The organism is Yoonia sp. SS1-5, assembly GCF_038443705.2.
GTDB lineage: Bacteria > Pseudomonadota > Alphaproteobacteria > Rhodobacterales > Rhodobacteraceae > Yoonia > Yoonia rhodophyticola.
Window position 1 is genome coordinate 991,452 of the sequence record NZ_CP151767.2, and the last position, 16,967, is coordinate 1,008,418.

Annotated in this window: 20 protein-coding genes; 3 read left to right on the plus strand and 17 right to left on the minus strand. The window is 56.8% G+C overall.

The window, feature by feature from the left end; all coding sequences use genetic code 11:
* Window positions 1–2: 2 nt before the first annotated feature.
* From AABB31_RS06480 to AABB31_RS06490, 3 genes are all read left to right on the plus strand, one after another.
* Window positions 3–815, plus strand: coding sequence for a TIM barrel protein (locus AABB31_RS06480; RefSeq protein WP_373635550.1), 813 nt, complete (start codon window positions 3–5; stop codon window positions 813–815).
* On the plus strand, window positions 816–1,712 hold the full coding sequence (locus AABB31_RS06485) for an HAD family hydrolase (protein ID WP_342075283.1): 897 nt from the start codon (window positions 816–818) through the stop codon (window positions 1,710–1,712).
* Between the two features lie 84 nt (window positions 1,713–1,796).
* Complete coding sequence (locus AABB31_RS06490) at window positions 1,797–2,879, plus strand: IS481 family transposase (RefSeq protein WP_342074941.1); 1,083 nt, start codon at window positions 1,797–1,799, stop codon at window positions 2,877–2,879.
* A 159-nt stretch (window positions 2,880–3,038) separates the two neighbouring features.
* Here the strand turns inward: AABB31_RS06490 and AABB31_RS06495 are convergent, their stop codons facing one another.
* From AABB31_RS06495 to nuoH, 17 genes are all read right to left on the minus strand, one after another.
* Window positions 3,039–3,398 carry a hypothetical protein gene (locus AABB31_RS06495; protein WP_342075282.1) on the minus strand — a complete coding sequence of 120 codons (360 nt, stop codon included), beginning with the start codon at window positions 3,396–3,398 and terminating at the stop codon, window positions 3,039–3,041.
* Between the two features lie 9 nt (window positions 3,399–3,407).
* Window positions 3,408–5,072: a ribonuclease J gene (locus tag AABB31_RS06500; protein WP_342075281.1), complete on the minus strand. Its 1,665-nt coding sequence runs from the start codon at window positions 5,070–5,072 to the stop codon at window positions 3,408–3,410.
* Window positions 5,069–5,842 carry a type III pantothenate kinase gene (locus AABB31_RS06505; protein WP_342075280.1) on the minus strand — a complete coding sequence of 258 codons (774 nt, stop codon included), beginning with the start codon at window positions 5,840–5,842 and terminating at the stop codon, window positions 5,069–5,071. Before AABB31_RS06505 ends, AABB31_RS06500 begins: the two co-directional genes overlap by 4 nt.
* 10 nt (window positions 5,843–5,852) lie before the next feature.
* The gene (locus AABB31_RS06510; protein ID WP_342075279.1) at window positions 5,853–6,608 is read right to left on the minus strand and encodes a biotin--[acetyl-CoA-carboxylase] ligase; all 756 of its coding nucleotides are present in this window, start codon (window positions 6,606–6,608) and stop codon (window positions 5,853–5,855) included.
* On the minus strand, window positions 6,598–8,043 hold the full coding sequence (gene nuoN, locus AABB31_RS06515; RefSeq protein ID WP_342075278.1) for an NADH-quinone oxidoreductase subunit NuoN: 1,446 nt from the start codon (window positions 8,041–8,043) through the stop codon (window positions 6,598–6,600). The genes AABB31_RS06510 and nuoN overlap by 11 nt, the downstream gene beginning before the upstream one ends.
* A gap of 12 nt (window positions 8,044–8,055) precedes the next feature.
* Window positions 8,056–9,597 carry an NADH-quinone oxidoreductase subunit M gene (locus AABB31_RS06520; RefSeq protein WP_342075277.1) on the minus strand — a complete coding sequence of 514 codons (1,542 nt, stop codon included), beginning with the start codon at window positions 9,595–9,597 and terminating at the stop codon, window positions 8,056–8,058.
* On the minus strand, window positions 9,597–11,711 hold the full coding sequence (gene nuoL, locus AABB31_RS06525; RefSeq protein WP_373635551.1) for an NADH-quinone oxidoreductase subunit L: 2,115 nt from the start codon (window positions 11,709–11,711) through the stop codon (window positions 9,597–9,599). Before nuoL ends, AABB31_RS06520 begins: the two co-directional genes overlap by 1 nt.
* Before the next feature lie 219 nt (window positions 11,712–11,930).
* A complete protein-coding gene (gene nuoK, locus AABB31_RS06530) occupies window positions 11,931–12,236 on the minus strand; it encodes an NADH-quinone oxidoreductase subunit NuoK (RefSeq protein ID WP_008235370.1) in 306 nt (101 codons plus the stop codon).
* Window positions 12,237–12,327: 91 nt separating this feature from the next.
* A complete protein-coding gene (locus AABB31_RS06535) occupies window positions 12,328–12,798 on the minus strand; it encodes a hypothetical protein (protein ID WP_342075276.1) in 471 nt (156 codons plus the stop codon).
* A 7-nt stretch (window positions 12,799–12,805) separates the two neighbouring features.
* Window positions 12,806–13,081 carry a hypothetical protein gene (locus AABB31_RS06540; RefSeq protein ID WP_342075275.1) on the minus strand — a complete coding sequence of 92 codons (276 nt, stop codon included), beginning with the start codon at window positions 13,079–13,081 and terminating at the stop codon, window positions 12,806–12,808.
* A gap of 4 nt (window positions 13,082–13,085) precedes the next feature.
* On the minus strand, window positions 13,086–13,691 hold the full coding sequence (locus AABB31_RS06545; protein WP_342075274.1) for an NADH-quinone oxidoreductase subunit J: 606 nt from the start codon (window positions 13,689–13,691) through the stop codon (window positions 13,086–13,088).
* Entirely contained in the window at window positions 13,688–14,086 is a 399-nt protein-coding gene (locus AABB31_RS06550) for a carboxymuconolactone decarboxylase family protein (RefSeq protein WP_342075273.1), read from the minus strand. Before AABB31_RS06550 ends, AABB31_RS06545 begins: the two co-directional genes overlap by 4 nt.
* Window positions 14,083–14,583, minus strand: a complete 501-nt coding sequence (locus tag AABB31_RS06555; protein ID WP_342075272.1) for a hypothetical protein — start codon at window positions 14,581–14,583, stop codon at window positions 14,083–14,085. The genes AABB31_RS06550 and AABB31_RS06555 overlap by 4 nt, the downstream gene beginning before the upstream one ends.
* Window positions 14,580–15,074, minus strand: a complete 495-nt coding sequence (nuoI, locus tag AABB31_RS06560) for an NADH-quinone oxidoreductase subunit NuoI (RefSeq protein ID WP_342075271.1) — start codon at window positions 15,072–15,074, stop codon at window positions 14,580–14,582. The genes AABB31_RS06555 and nuoI overlap by 4 nt, the downstream gene beginning before the upstream one ends.
* Entirely contained in the window at window positions 15,071–15,229 is a 159-nt protein-coding gene (locus AABB31_RS06565) for a hypothetical protein (protein ID WP_342075270.1), read from the minus strand. The genes nuoI and AABB31_RS06565 overlap by 4 nt, the downstream gene beginning before the upstream one ends.
* A complete protein-coding gene (locus AABB31_RS06570; protein ID WP_342075269.1) occupies window positions 15,229–15,924 on the minus strand; it encodes a hypothetical protein in 696 nt (231 codons plus the stop codon). Before AABB31_RS06570 ends, AABB31_RS06565 begins: the two co-directional genes overlap by 1 nt.
* Window positions 15,924–16,961 carry an NADH-quinone oxidoreductase subunit NuoH gene (gene nuoH / locus AABB31_RS06575; protein ID WP_373635552.1) on the minus strand — a complete coding sequence of 346 codons (1,038 nt, stop codon included), beginning with the start codon at window positions 16,959–16,961 and terminating at the stop codon, window positions 15,924–15,926. The genes AABB31_RS06570 and nuoH overlap by 1 nt, the downstream gene beginning before the upstream one ends.
* Window positions 16,962–16,967: the final 6 nt, after the last annotated feature.

The window sequence follows — 16,967 nt, forward strand, 5'->3', positions numbered from 1 at the left end:
CGATGTCCTGGGATGCAGAGGGTGCCGCGCGGGCGATTGCGGCGGCAAAGGCGTCGGGTATGGATTTCATCGAGATTGCCTTGCTTGATCCGGCCTCCACCGATGCCGCATTGGGACGCGCCTTGTTGGAACAGGAGGAATTGCCTGCCATCTGCTCGCTTGGTTTGCCGCAGGCGGTTTGGGCCTCGCATAACCCGTCGGGGGCCATCGATTTTCTGACGCTGGCGATTGAAAAGGCTGCAGGGCTCGGAGCCGAGGCGCTCAGTGGCGTGACCTATGGCGGGATCGGCGAACGCTCTGGCCTGCCGCCCACCGACCAAGAGCTGGACAATGTCGCAACCGCGCTGGCGGCCGCAGCCAAATGCGCAAAATCTCATGGTTTGGCTTTCGGGATCGAACCGGTGAACCGCTATGAAACCCACCTGATCAACACGGCGGCCCAAGGGGTTGCGATGATCGAACGGATCGGGGCGGACAACATGTTCCTGCATCTGGACACCTACCACATGAACATTGAGGAAAAAGGCGCAGGCAACGGGATCATCGCGGGTCGCGACCATCTGCGCTATATCCACCTGTCGGAATCCGACCGTGGTACGCCGGGCCAAGGCACCTGCGATTGGGACGAAATCTTTGCCACCCTCGCGGCGATCAATTTCAAAGGCGGCCTTGCGATGGAAAGCTTTATCAACATGCCGCCCGAGATCGGCTATGGCCTGTCGGTCTGGCGCCCCGTGGCTGAAAGTGCCGAAGAGGTCATCGGGCAAGGCCTGCCTTTCCTGCGCGGCAAAGCGCAGCAATATGGATTGATCTGAATGGGCTATGACGACACGTGGGGCACGCAGGACGCCTTTGACCGCTACGAGGCTGTGCGCCACCGGATGCCCGGCGCGCAGTTCCCGGATCAAACACAGAATTGTTCCGGGTTGGTCGAGATCGCAGATCACTTTGATGCCTTCGTTCTGGACAGCTTTGGCGTGTTGAACGTGGGCGAAACAGCGATCGCGGGTGCGGTGGCGTGTATGCAAACGCTGCGCAGTAAGGGCAAGCGCCTGATCGTGCTGACAAATGCCGCAAGCTACACCCGCGACGTTGCCGTCGAACGTTACCGCAGGCTTGGCTTTGATTTCATCGCTGACGAGGTCGTTTCAAGCCGGGACGTGGCCGTGTCTCGATTGAATTCAGTTCTGCCAAACGGAAACTGGGGCGCGATTGCGGCCCCTGACGACCGGTTCGAAGACATCCCAGCGCAGGTCGCCCATTGGACGGGGCAGGATGTTGACGGTTTTCTTCTGCTTTCCAGTGCGGCCCTGAATAACGATATGGTCGCGCGGCTTGCCGCCGCCTTGGCAGAGCAGAACAAACCATTGGTCGTGGCAAACCCCGACTTGGTTGCGCCCCGTGAAACAGGCCTGAGCAAAGAACCCGGCTATTACGCGCATGCCTTGGCAGATGACCTTGAAGTTGCGCCCGTATTCTTTGGGAAACCCTTCGGGAATGCGTATGAAGATGCCAAAAGCTGGCTTGCCGATATCGCGCCGCACCGCATTGCGATGGTGGGCGACACGCTGCATACTGATATTCTGGGCGGCGCGGCGACAGGGTTCAAAACAATTCTTGTGCGCGATCACGGGCTATTTGCCGGACATGCGACTGCACCATTTATCGAAAGCTCCGGTATCAGGCCCGATTTTTCCTGCGCTTCGATTTAACCGGTATTTTCAATTCACTTGTAAAACACACGACTTGATCTGACATTTCTGCTCTTCTGGAGCGCAATCAAGGAGTGTCGATCAATGACAAGTATTCAAGAGAAGATCATCAAGCCGAAGCTGGGGCTGTTGGAACTGGCCAAACAGCTCGGAAGCGTGTCGCAGGCCTGCAAAGTGATGGGTTATTCGCGGGACAGCTTTTACCGGTTCAGAGAACTTTACGATCAGGGTGGCGAAGAAGCCCTGATGGATCTCAGCCGCCGCAAGCCGGTGATGAAAAACCGCGTGCCAGAACATGTCGAGAAGGCGGTCATCGAACTGGCCATCGACAACCCGGCTCTGGGTCAGAAACGGGCGTCGTGGGAGCTGCAGCAGAAAGGCATCATGGTGTCATCGTCGGGCGTCCGGTCGATCTGGCTGCGTAATGATCTGGAAACCATGAAAAAGCGCCTCAAGGCCCTGGAGGCCCGTGCCGCCCAAGAGGGTATCTTGCTCACCGAGGATCAGTTGGCCGCGCTGGAAAAAGCCAAGGCCAAGAAAGAAGCCCATGGCGAGATCGAGAGCCACCACCCTGGCTATCTGGGCAGCCAGGACACCTATTATGTGGGCACAATGAAGGGCGTCGGACGCATTTATCAACAGACCTTTGTCGATACCTATGCCCGCGTGGCGATCTGCAAGCTCTACACTGAAAAGACGGCAATCACCGCGGCCGACTTGCTGAACGACCGCGTGATCCCGTTCTTTGCAGAGCATGAGATCAGCCTGCTGCGCGTCCTGACAGACCGGGGCACGGAATACTGTGGCAAGGTCGAGAACCACGCCTACCAGCTTTATCTGGCCGTCGAGGACGTGGACCACACCCGAACCAAGGCCAATTCTCCGCAAACAAACGGCATCTGCGAGCGGTTCCATCGCACCATCAAGGATGAGTTCTACGACATCGCATTCCGCAAGAAACTGTATCGGTCAGTCGAAGAGTTGCAGGCCGATCTGGATGCGTGGCTGGCAAAGTACAACGAACAGCGGCCACATTCGGGACGTCACTGCTATGGCAAAACACCTATGCAGACCTTCCGCGAAACGCTACACATCGCTGTCGAGAAGACGATCAAAACGCACGACCAATCGGACAGTGCGCAACCCGTTCTCAGCGTCGCAAGCTGAGATGTCCGTCAGATCAAGTCTGAAGTTTTACAATTCACGAGAATTGCGGTTTCCCCGCGCGGGCAGACCGCAATATGAAAGTTTACAAACGCCCGATCCGCGCTCCAGTAAGTGATCCCGTACGCCGCCGCGGCGAACACACGGCCCGGGCCTTTCGCATCAAGCGTCGAGCACTATCCCGAACTCTTGCCCGAAGGCTCGACAATAGGCGACCCAATCGTGAAACTCTTCGGTTGTAAAGACGTCGGGGCCTTTGGCCTCCCACTCGCCGGTTTTGCGGTCGATCATCGCCCATATGACGTTTTCGGGATCGGCTATCCCTTCTACCTCGGCCTGCATAATTGCGGCCTCTGCCCAGCGTCGGGTGGCAATCAAAAGCTTTTCGACGGCATCGTCCGATCTGACCCATTGGGCAGCATTTTGATGGATCGCCGCACATTCAGCCATGCTTTCACTATAAGACTGCGCCGCTGCCGGCGCGGCGAGCATGCCAGCCAGAATGATCCATGTCGTTCTCATCCGACGCCTCTACCCCAACCGGCTGACAATCACGGTCACCTCGGGTTTCTTGCCAATCTCGGCCTGGGCAGACCGGCGCGCAATCGTCTTGAGCTCTTTTTCCAACTTCACCTCGTCGCGCAATGTCTTGCCATTCGCACGGTTCACGAATTGGCTCAGGTCTTCCTCGACAACCTCGACCAAAGCGGCGTTGGAATTTCCCGTCTCTGCCAGCCCGGAAATCTCGACCCATGGATCACCTAGCGGGTCGCCATCCTCATCAATGATCAGCGTCACGATCATATGCCCGTTCAGCGCCATGCGGATCCGGTCGCGCACGATGCCGTCCATGGCGCCGACCTGCACCGACCCGTCCAGATAGGTGCGGCCGGTGTCGATATATTCCGCCACGGTCGGTTGGTTGCCGGACAGATCAATCATCATGCCATTGACGACGACGATCCCTGTCAGCCCGCCCGCATTGCCAAGTTTCACATGCTCGCGCAGATGCCGGTGTTCGCCATGCATGGGGATCAGGATTTGCGGCTTTACAATCTGGTGCATGGTTTGCAGATCGGGCCGGTTTGCATGGCCCGAGACGTGATATTTGCCGCCCGCATCGTCAATCACGTCGACGCCCAGCTCGGACAATTGGTTCATGATCCGGATCACGCCCCGTTCGTTCCCCGGAATGGTCTTGGAGGAAAACAGGAACGTATCCCCCTCTTTCAACTTCAGCCCCAGATAGGATCCTTGCGCCAATTGCGCCGATGCAGCCCGCCTTTCCCCCTGCGAGCCGGTCACCAGCAGCATCAGGTTCTCGCGCGGAATATTCAGCGCATCTTCGGGTGAGACGACGGCCGGAAAACCGCTCAGAATGCCCACATCAGTTGCCGCTTCAACCATCCGCCGCATGGCCCGACCCAACAAAACAACGGACCGATCCGCCTTTTGTGCCGCAATGGCCAGTGTCTTGAGCCGGGCAATATTCGACGCAAAGGTGGTGGCCACGACCATCCCGGTCGCATCCTTCATCATCTCGGCAATTGCGTCGCCAATCGTGCTTTCCGACCGGCCGGGATCGGGCGAGAACACATTGGTGCTGTCGCAGATCAACGCCTTGACCCCATCCTTTGATATCTCTTCCCAGAGACCCTTATCCCATGGATCACCAACCACGGGGGTCTCATCAATCTTGAAATCGCCCGAGTGAATGATCCGCCCATCTGGGCTGTCGATCACCAATCCCGCACTTTCCGGGATCGAATGGCTGATCGGGACGTAAGAGACCTTGAACGGCCCACATGCGATGACATGTGGATAGACATCGACAACGGTCACCACCCCCTCTGGCTGGCCATGTTCGCCCAGCTTCCGGCGCGCGATATTGGCCGTGAACGGCCGGGCATAGACAGGTGCCCCCAACTGTTCCCAATAGTGCCCGATCGCGCCAACATGGTCTTCATGCGCGTGGGTGATGAAAATCCCGTCAATCTGTGCCTTCCGCTCGCGAAGCCAGGCAATATCCGGCAGGATCAGATCGACCCCCGGGGTCCCGTCCATATCAGGGAATGTCACACCCAGATCGACCACGATCAGCCGTTCTTTGCCAGCTGCGCCATAGCCATAGACATAGGCGTTCATCCCGATTTCCCCGGCGCCGCCAAGGGGAAGGTAGATCAGCCGGTCACTCATGCATTGTCCTTGTTATACTGGTGGATGACGGTCAGACCGTGCATCGTCAAATCATCTTCGAAAGCGTCAAAAAGGGTCTCTGCCTGCTGAAAGAGCGGGGCCAGCCCACCGGTCGAGATGACCTGCATCGCAACACCCCTTTCGGCTTTGATCCGCGCGCATATCTCACGCACGAGCCCGATGTAACCCCAAAAAACGCCCGATTGCATACAGGCAACAGTGTTGGTCCCCACAACCGCCTGTGGTTTGGAAATATCCACATGCGGCAGTGCGGCCGCGGCATTGTGAAGCGCCTCCAGCGACAGGTTCACGCCGGGTGCAATGACCCCGCCCACATAGGCCCCGTCATGGGCCACCACATCAAATGTCGTGGCTGTTCCAAAATCGACGACAATCAGGTCCCCACCATGCCGGTCAAACGCCCCGGCTGTGTTCACCAGTCTGTCCGGCCCGACCTGCGTGCCTTCGTCCACACGCGGCGCCTTTGGCAGCAGGCAATCGGGCTTGCCCACCACAAGCGGGCGGCAGTTATAGTACCGGTCCGCAAATACCCGCAGGTTAAACACGACCCGTGGCACGGTCGAGCTGACAATCACCTCGTCGATATGCACATCCAGGTTCTGGAACCGCATCAGGGTGGACAGCCAGACATAGTATTGATCTGCCGTGCGCTGCCATTCGGTGCTGGTCCGCCATGTGGCCAGAAACTGCTGTCCGTCCCAGATCGAAAAGACAGTATTTGTATTGCCGCAATCAATGGCCAAAAGCATGGGCGTCCCCCTAGAAAAACACGTCGGCAGCAGCGATGGCACAAGGGCCGGTGCCCGTGATCAGGACCAGATTGCCGTCCTTGTCGATTGTATCAAAGATCCCGGTGACATCCTTGGTGCCGGTGCGTGCTGTGATCACATCCCCCAGACGGGCCGCATTCGCCAGCCAATCGTCGCGGATCCGTTCAAACCCGAAATGGCGCAGCTTGTCTTCCTGGGTGGCATAGGCATCGGCGAGGATGGTCAGAAAATCCTCTGGGTCGACTTCCCATCCGCCAGCGGCCATCAGGCTGGTGGGGGCAAAGCTTGCCTCGGTCACGCCTTCGGGCACGTGCCGCAGGTTGACCCCGATACCGACTGACAGCCAGTCCACGAATGGCCCCTGCCCGCTGCTTTCCAGCAAGATGCCTGCAACCTTGCCCCCGGACAAAAGCACATCATTGGGCCATTTCAGCGCCAGCTTTTCAGCCGGTACATAAATCGCCAGCGCCTGATAAAGCGCATTGGCTGCCAGAAATGACCGCTTGGCCGCCTCGGCCGGGGTAGCACCGGGATTGAACACCAGCGTCGCATTCAGATTGCCCGACGGTACGACCCAAGGCCTGCCCCGCCTGCCCCGCGCTGCGGTCTGGGTCTTGGCCATGATCCAGGTTGGTTTCGTGATACTGTCTGCCCGGCGCGCCGCCTCGGACATGGTGCTGTCGACGCTGTCCAGAACGACGCGCGCGTAGCCCTCGGGCCAATGCCCGTGAGCGCTAGTTGACAAGCGTCGCCGCCGCGGCTTCGGCAATGACTTCGATGCCGAACAGGTTGACACCGGGCAGCCAGGCCAGGCCGACAATGATGCCCGTCAGCACCGCCGCAATCCACAAAACCGGGGCCGGTTTGCCATCAAGCGCATCACTGTCTTCGCCGAAATACATGTAGTAGACGATCCGCAGATAATAGAACGCGCCAATCACCGATGCGATCACGCCCGCGACCGCCAACCAGGCAAGGCCACCTTCATACGCAGCGCGCAACACATAAAACTTGCCAAAGAAGCCCAACAGCGGCGGCACACCGGCCAGACTGAACATGAATACCAGCATGATCAGCGCCATCAGCGGCTGCTTTTTGGAATAGGATTTGAGGGCTGTGATATTCGTCACTGGCCGGCCGTCCTTTTCCATGGTCAGGATCAGCGCAAAGGTGCCCACGTTCATGGTCACATAAATCGCCATATAGATCAGCATGGCCTGCACGCCAAAGGCAGTCCCGGCCGCCAGCCCCATCAGGGCAAATCCCATATGCGCAATGGATGAATAGGCCATCAGGCGCTTGATATCGGTCTGCCCAATGGCGGCAATCGCGCCGAGGAACATGGACACAACAGCAAGGAAGGCGACAATCTGCTGCCAATCGCCAATGATGCCGCCAAAGGCGTCATGGGCAACACGAGCGAAAAGCGCCATCGCAGCCACTTTCGGCGCGGTGGCAAAGAATGCAGTGACCGGGGTGGGCGAGCCTTCATACACATCTGGCGTCCACATATGGAACGGCGCGGCAGAGACCTTGAAGGCAAAGCCCGCAAACAGGAATACAAGCCCGAACAACAACCCCAGTGACGGATCGGTCGCGGTCGCCTCGATGATCCCCGAGAACAGCGTTGTCCCGGAATAGCCGTAGGTCAGCGACGCACCATAGAGCAACAGGCCCGAGGACAGCGCGCCAAGCACAAAGTACTTCAACCCCGCCTCGGTCGATTTCACGCTGTCGCGGCGCAAGGATGCAACGACATAAAGCGCCAGCGACTGCAGTTCCAACCCCATATAAAGCGCCATCAGATCACCGGCCGAGACCATGACCATCATACCGACCACGGCCAATGCCACCAGCAGCGGATATTCAAAGCGCAGAAGACCCCGCCGCTGCATATAGCCTTCGGACATCAGCAACACGGCAGCCGCCGACAGCAGGATCGTGATCTTGGCAAACCGGGCAAAGCCATCATCATGGAACATACCGCCAAAGGCGATATTCGTCCCGTTCCCGTTCATGCCGATCCAGACAGCGATCAGCACAAAAAGCCCTGAGGTGGCCCATGTCAGCAGCGGCGCAGCCCCGTCCTTGGTCGTGTAAACGGCCCCGATCAGCGCCAGCATCGCGTAAAGCGACAGCACGATTTCGGGCATGACGATTGAGATATCAGCAGAGATCATGTCAGCCGTTCCTTAGTTCGATGCAAACTGCGTTGCGGCCTCAAAGGTCGCAAGCGCTGTTTCATAGTTGCCCACCAGCGCCGCAACGCTGGGGCCGATAATATCGAGGACAAGCGCCGGGTAGACACCCAGCAGCAGCGTCATCACAACCAAAGGCGCAAAGATCACACGCTCGCGCGTTGTCATGTCCTTGATGGTTTTCAGGCTTTCCTTGATCAGGTCACCCATGACCACCCGGCGATACAGCCACAGCGCATAGGCCGCCGACAGGATCACGCCAGAGGTTGCAATCACGGCCACCCAGGTGTTCACCTGGAAGATGCCCATCAGCGTCAGGAATTCACCGATAAAACCAGATGTGCCCGGCAGGCCAACATTGGCCATCGTGAAGAACATGAAGATCAGCGCATAGGCCGGCATCCGGTTGACCAACCCACCATAGGCATCAATCTCGCGCGTATGCATCCGGTCGTAGATCACGCCGACGCAGAGGAACAACGCGCCCGAGATAAAGCCGTGGCTGATCATCTGGAAAATCGCCCCGTCGATGCCTTGCTGGTTCACCGCAAAGATCCCCATGGTCACGTAGCCCATGTGGGCGACCGAGGAATAAGCAATGAGCTTTTTCATGTCTTCTTGGACGAGTGCGACCAGAGACGTGTAAACAATGGCAATGGCTGACAGCCACAGAACCAGTGGCCCCATCACCTCTGACCCGACAGGGAACATCGGCAGGCTGAACCGCAGGAAGCCATAGCCGCCCATTTTCAACAGGATCGCGGCCAGCACGACCGATCCGGCAGTTGGGGCCTGCACGTGCGCATCAGGCAGCCACGTATGGACTGGCCACATTGGCATCTTGACGGCAAAGCTTGCAAAAAACGCGAGCCATAGCAGCGTCTGCATCCCGCCCACAATCTGCACGCCAAGCACATTGAAGTTCTCGGTCCCAAAGGTGTGGGTCATCAGTGTCGGAATATCTGTCGTCCCCGCATCAGCAAACATGGCGACCATGGCCACCAGCATCAGGACAGAGCCGAGGAAGGTATAAAGGAAGAACTTGAAGGACGCATAAATCCGATTCTTGCCGCCCCAAATACCGATGATCAGGAACATCGGGATCAGACCCGCCTCAAAGAACAGATAGAACAGCACCAGATCCAGCGCCATGAACACGCCCAGCATCAGCGTCTCAAGCAGCAGGAACGCGATCATGTATTCCTTGACCCGGGTCGTTACATCCCAGCAGGCGGCGATGACCAGCGGCATCAGGAAGGTGGTCAGCATCACAAACAGGATCGAAATGCCATCGACACCCATCTTGTACTGCAAGCCCAGCAGCCATGCGCGGGTTTCGACCATCTGAAAACCCGTATCCGCCGGGTTGAAGTTGGACAGGATGAACAGCGAGGTGACGAAAGTCACGACGGTGGTCACCAAGGCCACCCATTTCGCATTCCGCTGTGCGGCAGGATCATCGCCGCGCAGGAAGATCGCCAAAATGACGGCCCCGATCAGCGGGATAAAGGTGGTGAGTGAAAGGATGTTGCCCATCAGCCTGCCCCCCCGCTCAGCGATACAATGGTGATCAGCACCGTGATCCCCAGCACCATCGCAAAGGCATAGGTAAACAGATACCCGGACTGTGCGCGACCGGCCAGACGGGTAAAGAATGGAATGATCCCCATCGCCACACCATTGATGCCGCCATCAATCGTATTGGTGTCACCCTGCTTCCACAGGATGCGCCCCAAGGCCACCGCCGGTTTCACGAAGAGGAAATCGTAGATCTCGTCAAAATACCACTTGTTCAGCAGAAACAGGTACAGCGGGCGCTGCTGTTCTGCCAGCTTGGCGGGCAGATCAGGGCGGCGGATATACATCTGATAAGCGAGCGCCAGACCGGCCAGCATCGCAATGAAAGGCGACAGCTTGACCCAGATCGGCACGTAGTGGGCATCATGCAGCACATGATTGTCGGCGGCCTTGAAGATCGCGCCTTTGCCCGGGACCTCGGGCCACTGCGCCTCTTCCTTGCCGTGCTCATCCTCAGACGCTTCGCCTGCCGCATAGGCAGGCGCGATCAGGCTAAAGCCAAGCGCCTGATCCTCGGAGACTTCCTTGGCGTCAATTGTGCCGAAATACTTGCCGACCTTCTCATCACTGCCAAAGAACGGGCCGTAAAACACCATCCCGCTGAACACCGCACCAACGGCCAGCACGTAAAGCGGGGCGAGCATTGTGGTTGGGCTTTCATGGGCATGATCATGGGTATGCTTGTCACCACGCGGGGTGCCATAGAAGGTCATGAACATCAGGCGCCAGCTGTAGAAACTTGTCATGAAAGCAGCGATCAGCAGCATCCAGAAGGCATAGCCACCTGCCGTGCCTGCATAAGCGCTCTCAATAATCGCGTCTTTGGACACGAAGCCTGCAAAGCCGATAGGGAAGCCGATGTAGAGCAGCGGAATGCCCACACCGGTAATTGCCAGCGTGCCGATCATCATCATCCAGAAGGTCTTGGGGATCTTGTGACGCAGCCCGCCATAGTTGCGCATGTCCTGCTCATGATGCATCGCGTGGATGACCGATCCGGCCCCAAGGAACAGCATCGCCTTAAAGAAAGCATGCGTCAGTAGGTGGAACATAGCCACGGAATACACACCCAGCCCCGCAGCGACGAACATATAGCCCAGCTGCGAACAGGTCGAATAGGCAATCACACGTTTGATGTCGTTCTGGACCAGACCGACCGTCGCCGCAAAAAACGCGGTCGAGGCACCAAGGAACACGATAAAGCTTTGCGCCTGCGGGGCATATTCCATCAGCGGCGACATGCGGCAGACAAGGAAGACACCGGCGGTGACCATGGTGGCGGCATGGATCAGGGCAGATACAGGGGTCGGACCTTCCATCGCGTCGGGCAACCATGTGTGCAGGATCAACTGGGCCGATTTGCCCATTGCACCGATAAACAGGAGCACCGCAATCAGGTTCAGCACATTCCAATCACGCCACAGGAAGGTAATGGTCTGACCTTGCAGATCAGGGATGGCGGCAAAGATATCCGCGAACCGGATGCTGTCGGTCATCATGTAAAGGGCAAAGATACCCAAGGCGAAACCAAAATCGCCGACACGGTTGACAACAAACGCCTTAATCGCCGCCGCATTGGCGGTGGGTTTGCGGTAGTAGAAACCGATCAACAGATAGGACGCGACGCCCACGCCCTCCCAGCCAAAGAACATCTGAACAAGGTTGTCGGCTGTGACCAGCATCAACATCGCAAAGGTAAAGAACGACAGATAGGCAAAGAAGCGGGGGCGATAACTTTCGCCTTCTTTGAAGTTGTCGTCATGGGCCATATAGCCGAACGAATAGAGGTGGACGAGCGCCGAAACAGTCGTGATCACGATCAACATGATCGCCGTCAAACGGTCCATCCGGATCGCCCAGTCGGTGGACAGGGTGCCACTTTCGATCCAGCGCAGGATCTGAATATTCTCAGTGGTGCCATCAAAGGTCAGGAAGACGACCCAGGACAGGAAAGCCGCCAAAAACAGCAGGCTGGTGGCGGTCCACTGGGCAGCGGTTTCACCAATAAACTTCCAGCCAAAGCCGCAAAGGATGGCGCCCACAAGCGGGGCGAAGAGGATGGTGGTTTCCATTACTGGTATCCTAGTCCTGGCATTCCACCCTGACAGGATGGGCATTTCCGATGGTGAGTGTCCGAACCATTGGCTCCATAAACCTCACCACAATTCCCGCAGGCCATCTGATAGACTTTCTGCAAGTGATCCGTTCCATTCAGACCTGTGTTTCGAATGACAACCTGTGCGTTGTCGTTCACGAACCCAGTTTTTGTTGAGTATCCCGCTTCCAACACTCTATCCCTTCATCACGTTGACGTCTTCAACGTCGATGGTTCCGCGATTGCGGAAGAAACAAACCAGAATGGCCAGGCCAATCGCGGCCTCTGCGGCGGCAACGGTCAGGACAAACAGGGTAAAGACCTGGCCCACCAGATCACCTAGATAGCTCGAAAACGCGACCAGATTGATATTCACCGCAAGCAGCATCAATTCGATGCTCATCAGCAGAATGATCACATTCTTGCGGTTCAGGAACAGACCAAAGATGCCGATGACGAACAGGGCCGCCGCCACTGTAAGATAATGTTCAAGTCCGATCATTTATTCGTCCTTCTGGGGTGATATCCCCGGTCTTTTGTCTGTCACGTCCCGGACATGATCCGGGACCTCTTAGTCCTGTCCTGCGCGGCCTTCAACCGGCCAACGCAAATTCCGTCTTGTCACCGCGCAAGGCCGGATAGGCGGCAGCGCAGGCACATGTCTCATCCGTCAGTGTGACCTGCTCTATATCCCGGGCGATAAACTTCAGATCCGCAGCGATCCGTTCGAAAGTTGCAAAGACGCGCGCGCCCGACTGATGCCGGTCCAACACGTCCAACGCATCATCAGTGCGGTCAAAGGCAGGGCGCTCAACCGACATGTTCTCTTCCTGGGTGCGGAACCGAAGCACAGCACCCGAGCCGCATTCCACCAGCGCAAAACCGGTTGCCGTGCCTTCCTGCGACCACCAGTCACGCCACATTACACGACCCTCGCCCAGATCCACATCATCGGCTTGACCACCATGGCTGATATGCGTGGTGCGGGTGCAATCCGCGAGTGTCAGCGAAAAAGATGCATTACCGTAAGCGCTCAACGCAAGAACCAGAAAAATGCGATGCATTAAAGGCCTATGCATTTGTTCTACTCTCCAGCCACTCCTGCAAAAGCTGATAGGCCTTATCTTGAACATAGTCACTTTTCGCGGGGTCGCCGCCTAGGCCGATCACGCCTTCAGATGGCCAATTTTTGTCGATCATTTCAGCCGTTGGGAAAACATCCAACTCGGCAACGGCGTGAAAAAAATCCGCAAACCTTTTCTCATCCAAAGCGTGAAGACTGGTCGGATTGCTCAATTTGACTGCTTTGTGCAAAAGCCCGACGACATCTTTGGGTAAATCTATCATCGTGTTACAGCCCCTGCCCCGGCTTCACGTCCCGCAATTCCATCGCCTTTGCCGGATCACGTGACATCTGCGCCATGACGTTCTGGCGCTTGATATCCACCCGGTGGCGCAGGGTCAGCACGATGGCCCCGATCATCGCAACCAGCAGGATCAACCCGGCAAGCTGGAACAGCATCCAGTATTTATCATAAATCAGCAGGCCCAGGGCGCGGGTGTTGTTCATATCACCCGCCGGGGCCGCGATGCGCCCGTCCACGCCTTCGGAAAAGCCCCAGACGCCAAGTGCGAGGGCCAGTTGCATGATAATGACTACACCGATCAACAGGGCCAGCGGGAGGTATTTGGTCATTTCCGCCTTCAGTTCGGCGAAATCCACGTCGAGCATCATGACCACGAACAAGAACAGCACCGCCACCGCGCCCACATATACAATGATCAGCAGCATGGCCACGAATTCAGCGCCCAGGGTCACGAATAAGCCAGCCGAGGACAGGAACGCCAGGATCAGCCACAGCACCGAATGGACCGGGTTCCGGCTGATCACGGTGAACAGCCCCCCCACGATGGTCGTGATGGCAAACAGATAGAATGTGAATGCGAAGACTGTCATTCGGCTTCGTCCTTTTTCAACATGTCGGTGGCCAATTCCATGGCCTTGTTCATGGCAGGGACACCGGCAAACATGCCCATCTGGGCGATCACCTCGGCGATTTCCTGTTTGGTGGCACCGGCCTCGACCAGATGACGGACGGTCAATCTGATCTGCGCCTCGGCCTGCGCGCCCAGCACGGTCAAGCCGGCCAGGGTCAGCATCAAACGGGTCTTGGCATCCAGACCGCCGGGGCTGATGCCTTTGCCAAAGAACATCTCCATCTGGTCCTTTGACATCGTGGGCCACATCGCCTCAAAGCCTTTGGCGGTGAACATGTCGGTATCGACATTCATCGCCTTGGCCCAATCGGCGCCCATCTTCATCATGGCCTCAAAGGGGTTTTGGTCGGTCATGCCGGACAACTCCCGTTTCGGGTCGCCTGCGGTATGATCACAATCAAACCTTCCTTTACTTGAGCCTTTTTCATGACAATCTCAACATCAACGCCATCAAAATCGAACACCATTTGGATCGGGCCTGTACTGCTCGACCGTAGTTCGGAACGGTATTCCCGCTGTAAGGTCACAACAAAGTTGTTTAGAGCGCCTGGTAGAAAACTTTCAGCCAGCAGGAAGGCGACAGTGCAAGAACACGCCGTATCCGTTTCGACCAACTTGAGTATGCCTTGATGGTTAAGTTCGCTGCGGCGAGGGACAAAGGTGGGTCCGCCACGCACCAGTTGTGATGCATCAGCAGCGGCAAAAGATGGAGCCGTAGCAAGGCACAAATGCGCAAAATACTTCGTGTCATCAACGCCAACGACATTTGACGTAATGTGCTGCGCTGAACCGGGCACGGCGACAATGCTCGCCAATGCAGCCACAAGCATATGTGACAAAAAGCGGCTCATCGGTAAGGCGCGTCCAGTTCAAGGTTGCGGGCAATCTCGGCTTCCCACCGGTCGCCATTCTCCAAAAGCTTGGTCTTGTCGTAATACAGCTCTTCCCGGGTCTCGGTGCTGAACTCGAAATTCGGGCCTTCGACAATGGCATCCACGGGGCAGGCTTCCTGACAGAAACCGCAATAGATGCATTTGGTCATGTCGATGTCATACCTTGTGGTGCGGCGGGAGCCATCATCGCGCGGTTCGGCATCAATCGTGATGGCCTGCGCGGGGCAGACGGCCTCGCAGAGCTTGCATGCAATGCAGCGTTCCTCGCCATTGGGATAGCGGCGCAAGGCATGCTCGCCCCGGAACCGCGGCGAAAGCGGCCCCTTTTCATGCGGGTAATTCACCGTTGCCTTGGGTGAGAAGAAGTATTTCAGCCCCAGCTTGAACCCCTGAAACACATCCTGAAGCAGGAAATACTTGGCCGCGCGGTTGTAGTCGATTTGGGTCATTTGCAAATCTCCAAATGGTAAGAGGGTTCGGACACGTTTTCAGCCATCTGAAACAACAAAAAGGCCAATTCACCGTCGGCAATGTCAGCAGAGTAAGAAATCTGGTTATCGGCAAGGGACGCCTTGCGCGTCGTAGCGAAGTGTCGTTTTTTCATCAGTCTGCCTCCTCGCATCGAGGAGTACCATTTCCCGCCTCAAGCCAATTTTGGTGATCCACCATTATAAGGCCGAAAAGTTCGTTACCATGGTCCGGTCTGATGATCGATACATCCAAATCAATGTAACTACGAAAGAGTGTAAAACCCTCGAATTCGCATAATCTACCGACAAGGTTGGTAGCAATAGCAGGCAAAAGCAGCGGCCTAGGGTTTTTTGCTAAATTGAGTTCTTGATTATTAACTTCTTCGAATTGAAGCGGAAGCATGCACTCCCACAATTCCAGCGCTACCCGTGCGCGGTCTTGTCTATCTTCGTTGAGAGCGGTGGAGTCTGCCCGTCCCACGGCATTACTGAACTTAAGAAGCTCTGCCATCGAGGCTGCGCCAATCACCACCAAGCCAAAGGCCTGTTTTTCAGTTTTTTCCAGAAGGGGCGCTGCAAGCTCAAGCTTCATAACCTCCAACGTCCAATCGCCATCAGTCGTCGTTTCAGAAAGCGGTTGCGCAAGAACATAATAGATAAGATCACGGAAATCATCACGTGCGAGTGCTTCTGTCGGGCAATGGTTCACGACTTCAGCCCAAACAGTGTCAGCAAAGTTTGTTGCAAGTGGCTTATTGTGCGACGGCTGTGCCACCGCGCAGAAAGGCATAACACCAAGCAGAACAACGTATATCGCACGCGCGATCATCACACACCCACCGCCCAGCGTGCCCAGAACCCGCCGAACACTTCGTATTTGGCCAGGAACGAGACCAGGACAACCCAGCCCAGTGACAGGGGCAGGAAGACTTTCCAACCAATCCGCATCAACTGGTCATAGCGGTAACGCGGGGTGATTGCCTTGACCATCGAGAAGATGAAGAAGCAGAAGCCCATTTTCAGAACCATCCACAGAATGCCATCAGGCAGGCCCGGGATCGGCGACAGCCAGCCACCAAGGAACAGTAGCGAGATCAGCGCGCACATCAGCACCACGGCCATCAATTCGCCGATCATGAACAGCAGGAATGGTGTGGACGAATATTCCACCTGATACCCCGCGACGAGTTCTGATTCCGCCTCGGGCAGGTCAAATGGAGGCCGGTTGGTTTCCGCCAAGGCGCTGATAAAGAACAAAAAGAACATCGGCAAATGCGGTAGGATGTACCAGCTTAGTAGACCGGCACCGCGCTGCGCCTCGACGATATCGCCGAAATTCATCGACCCGGTCGAGATGATCACCCCGATGATGATCAGCCCGATGGAAACCTCGTAGGAAATCATCTGCGCCGCCGACCGCAGCGACCCAAGGAACGGGTATTTGGAGTTCGACGCCCATCCGCCCATGATCACGCCGTAGACCTCAAGCGAGCCAATGGCGAAGATATAGAGGATCGCCACGTTGATGTCTGCCAGCACCCAACCATCGTTGAACGGGATCACTGCCCAGGAAATCACGGCCAGCACAAAGGCAATCATCGGGGCCAGGAAAAACACGAACTTGTCCGCCCCCGCCGGCACCACGATTTCCTTGACGATGTATTTCAGAAAATCCGCGAAGGATTGCAAAAGCCCGAACGCCCCAACCACGTTTGGCCCTTTGCGCATCTGAACCGCAGCCCAGATCTTGCGGTCCGCATACATCAGAAAGGCAAGCGCCAGCAGCAACGGGATCAACACCAGCAGGCACTGCGCCAGTATCACAAGGACAATGCCAAGATTGGTGTTGGTAAAAAATTCAACCATTGTCGT

Coding starts and splice junctions, on each gene's coding strand:
- AABB31_RS06570 (WP_342075269.1), bottom strand. CDS start 15,924: ATGATCGCGCGTGCGATATACGTTGTTCTGCTTGGTGTTATGCCTTTC.
- AABB31_RS06550 (WP_342075273.1), bottom strand. CDS start 14,086: ATGACCGACCAAAACCCCTTTGAGGCCATGATGAAGATGGGCGCCGAT.
- AABB31_RS06540 (WP_342075275.1), bottom strand. CDS start 13,081: ATGATAGATTTACCCAAAGATGTCGTCGGGCTTTTGCACAAAGCAGTC.
- AABB31_RS06555 (WP_342075272.1), bottom strand. CDS start 14,583: ATGAGCCGCTTTTTGTCACATATGCTTGTGGCTGCATTGGCGAGCATT.
- AABB31_RS06545 (WP_342075274.1), bottom strand. CDS start 13,691: ATGACAGTCTTCGCATTCACATTCTATCTGTTTGCCATCACGACCATC.
- nuoH (WP_373635552.1), bottom strand. CDS start 16,961: ATGGTTGAATTTTTTACCAACACCAATCTTGGCATTGTCCTTGTGATA.
- AABB31_RS06505 (WP_342075280.1), bottom strand. CDS start 5,842: ATGCTTTTGGCCATTGATTGCGGCAATACAAATACTGTCTTTTCGATC.
- AABB31_RS06480 (WP_373635550.1), top strand. CDS start 3: ATGTCCTGGGATGCAGAGGGTGCCGCGCGGGCGATTGCGGCGGCAAAG.
- AABB31_RS06485 (WP_342075283.1), top strand. CDS start 816: ATGGGCTATGACGACACGTGGGGCACGCAGGACGCCTTTGACCGCTAC.
- nuoL (WP_373635551.1), bottom strand. CDS start 11,711: ATGGAAACCACCATCCTCTTCGCCCCGCTTGTGGGCGCCATCCTTTGC.
- AABB31_RS06535 (WP_342075276.1), bottom strand. CDS start 12,798: ATGCATCGCATTTTTCTGGTTCTTGCGTTGAGCGCTTACGGTAATGCA.
- nuoN (WP_342075278.1), bottom strand. CDS start 8,043: ATGATCTCTGCTGATATCTCAATCGTCATGCCCGAAATCGTGCTGTCG.
- AABB31_RS06495 (WP_342075282.1), bottom strand. CDS start 3,398: ATGAGAACGACATGGATCATTCTGGCTGGCATGCTCGCCGCGCCGGCA.
- AABB31_RS06500 (WP_342075281.1), bottom strand. CDS start 5,072: ATGAGTGACCGGCTGATCTACCTTCCCCTTGGCGGCGCCGGGGAAATC.
- nuoI (WP_342075271.1), bottom strand. CDS start 15,074: ATGACCCAAATCGACTACAACCGCGCGGCCAAGTATTTCCTGCTTCAG.
- AABB31_RS06565 (WP_342075270.1), bottom strand. CDS start 15,229: ATGAAAAAACGACACTTCGCTACGACGCGCAAGGCGTCCCTTGCCGAT.
- AABB31_RS06520 (WP_342075277.1), bottom strand. CDS start 9,597: ATGGGCAACATCCTTTCACTCACCACCTTTATCCCGCTGATCGGGGCC.
- nuoK (WP_008235370.1), bottom strand. CDS start 12,236: ATGATCGGACTTGAACATTATCTTACAGTGGCGGCGGCCCTGTTCGTC.
- AABB31_RS06490 (WP_342074941.1), top strand. CDS start 1,797: ATGACAAGTATTCAAGAGAAGATCATCAAGCCGAAGCTGGGGCTGTTG.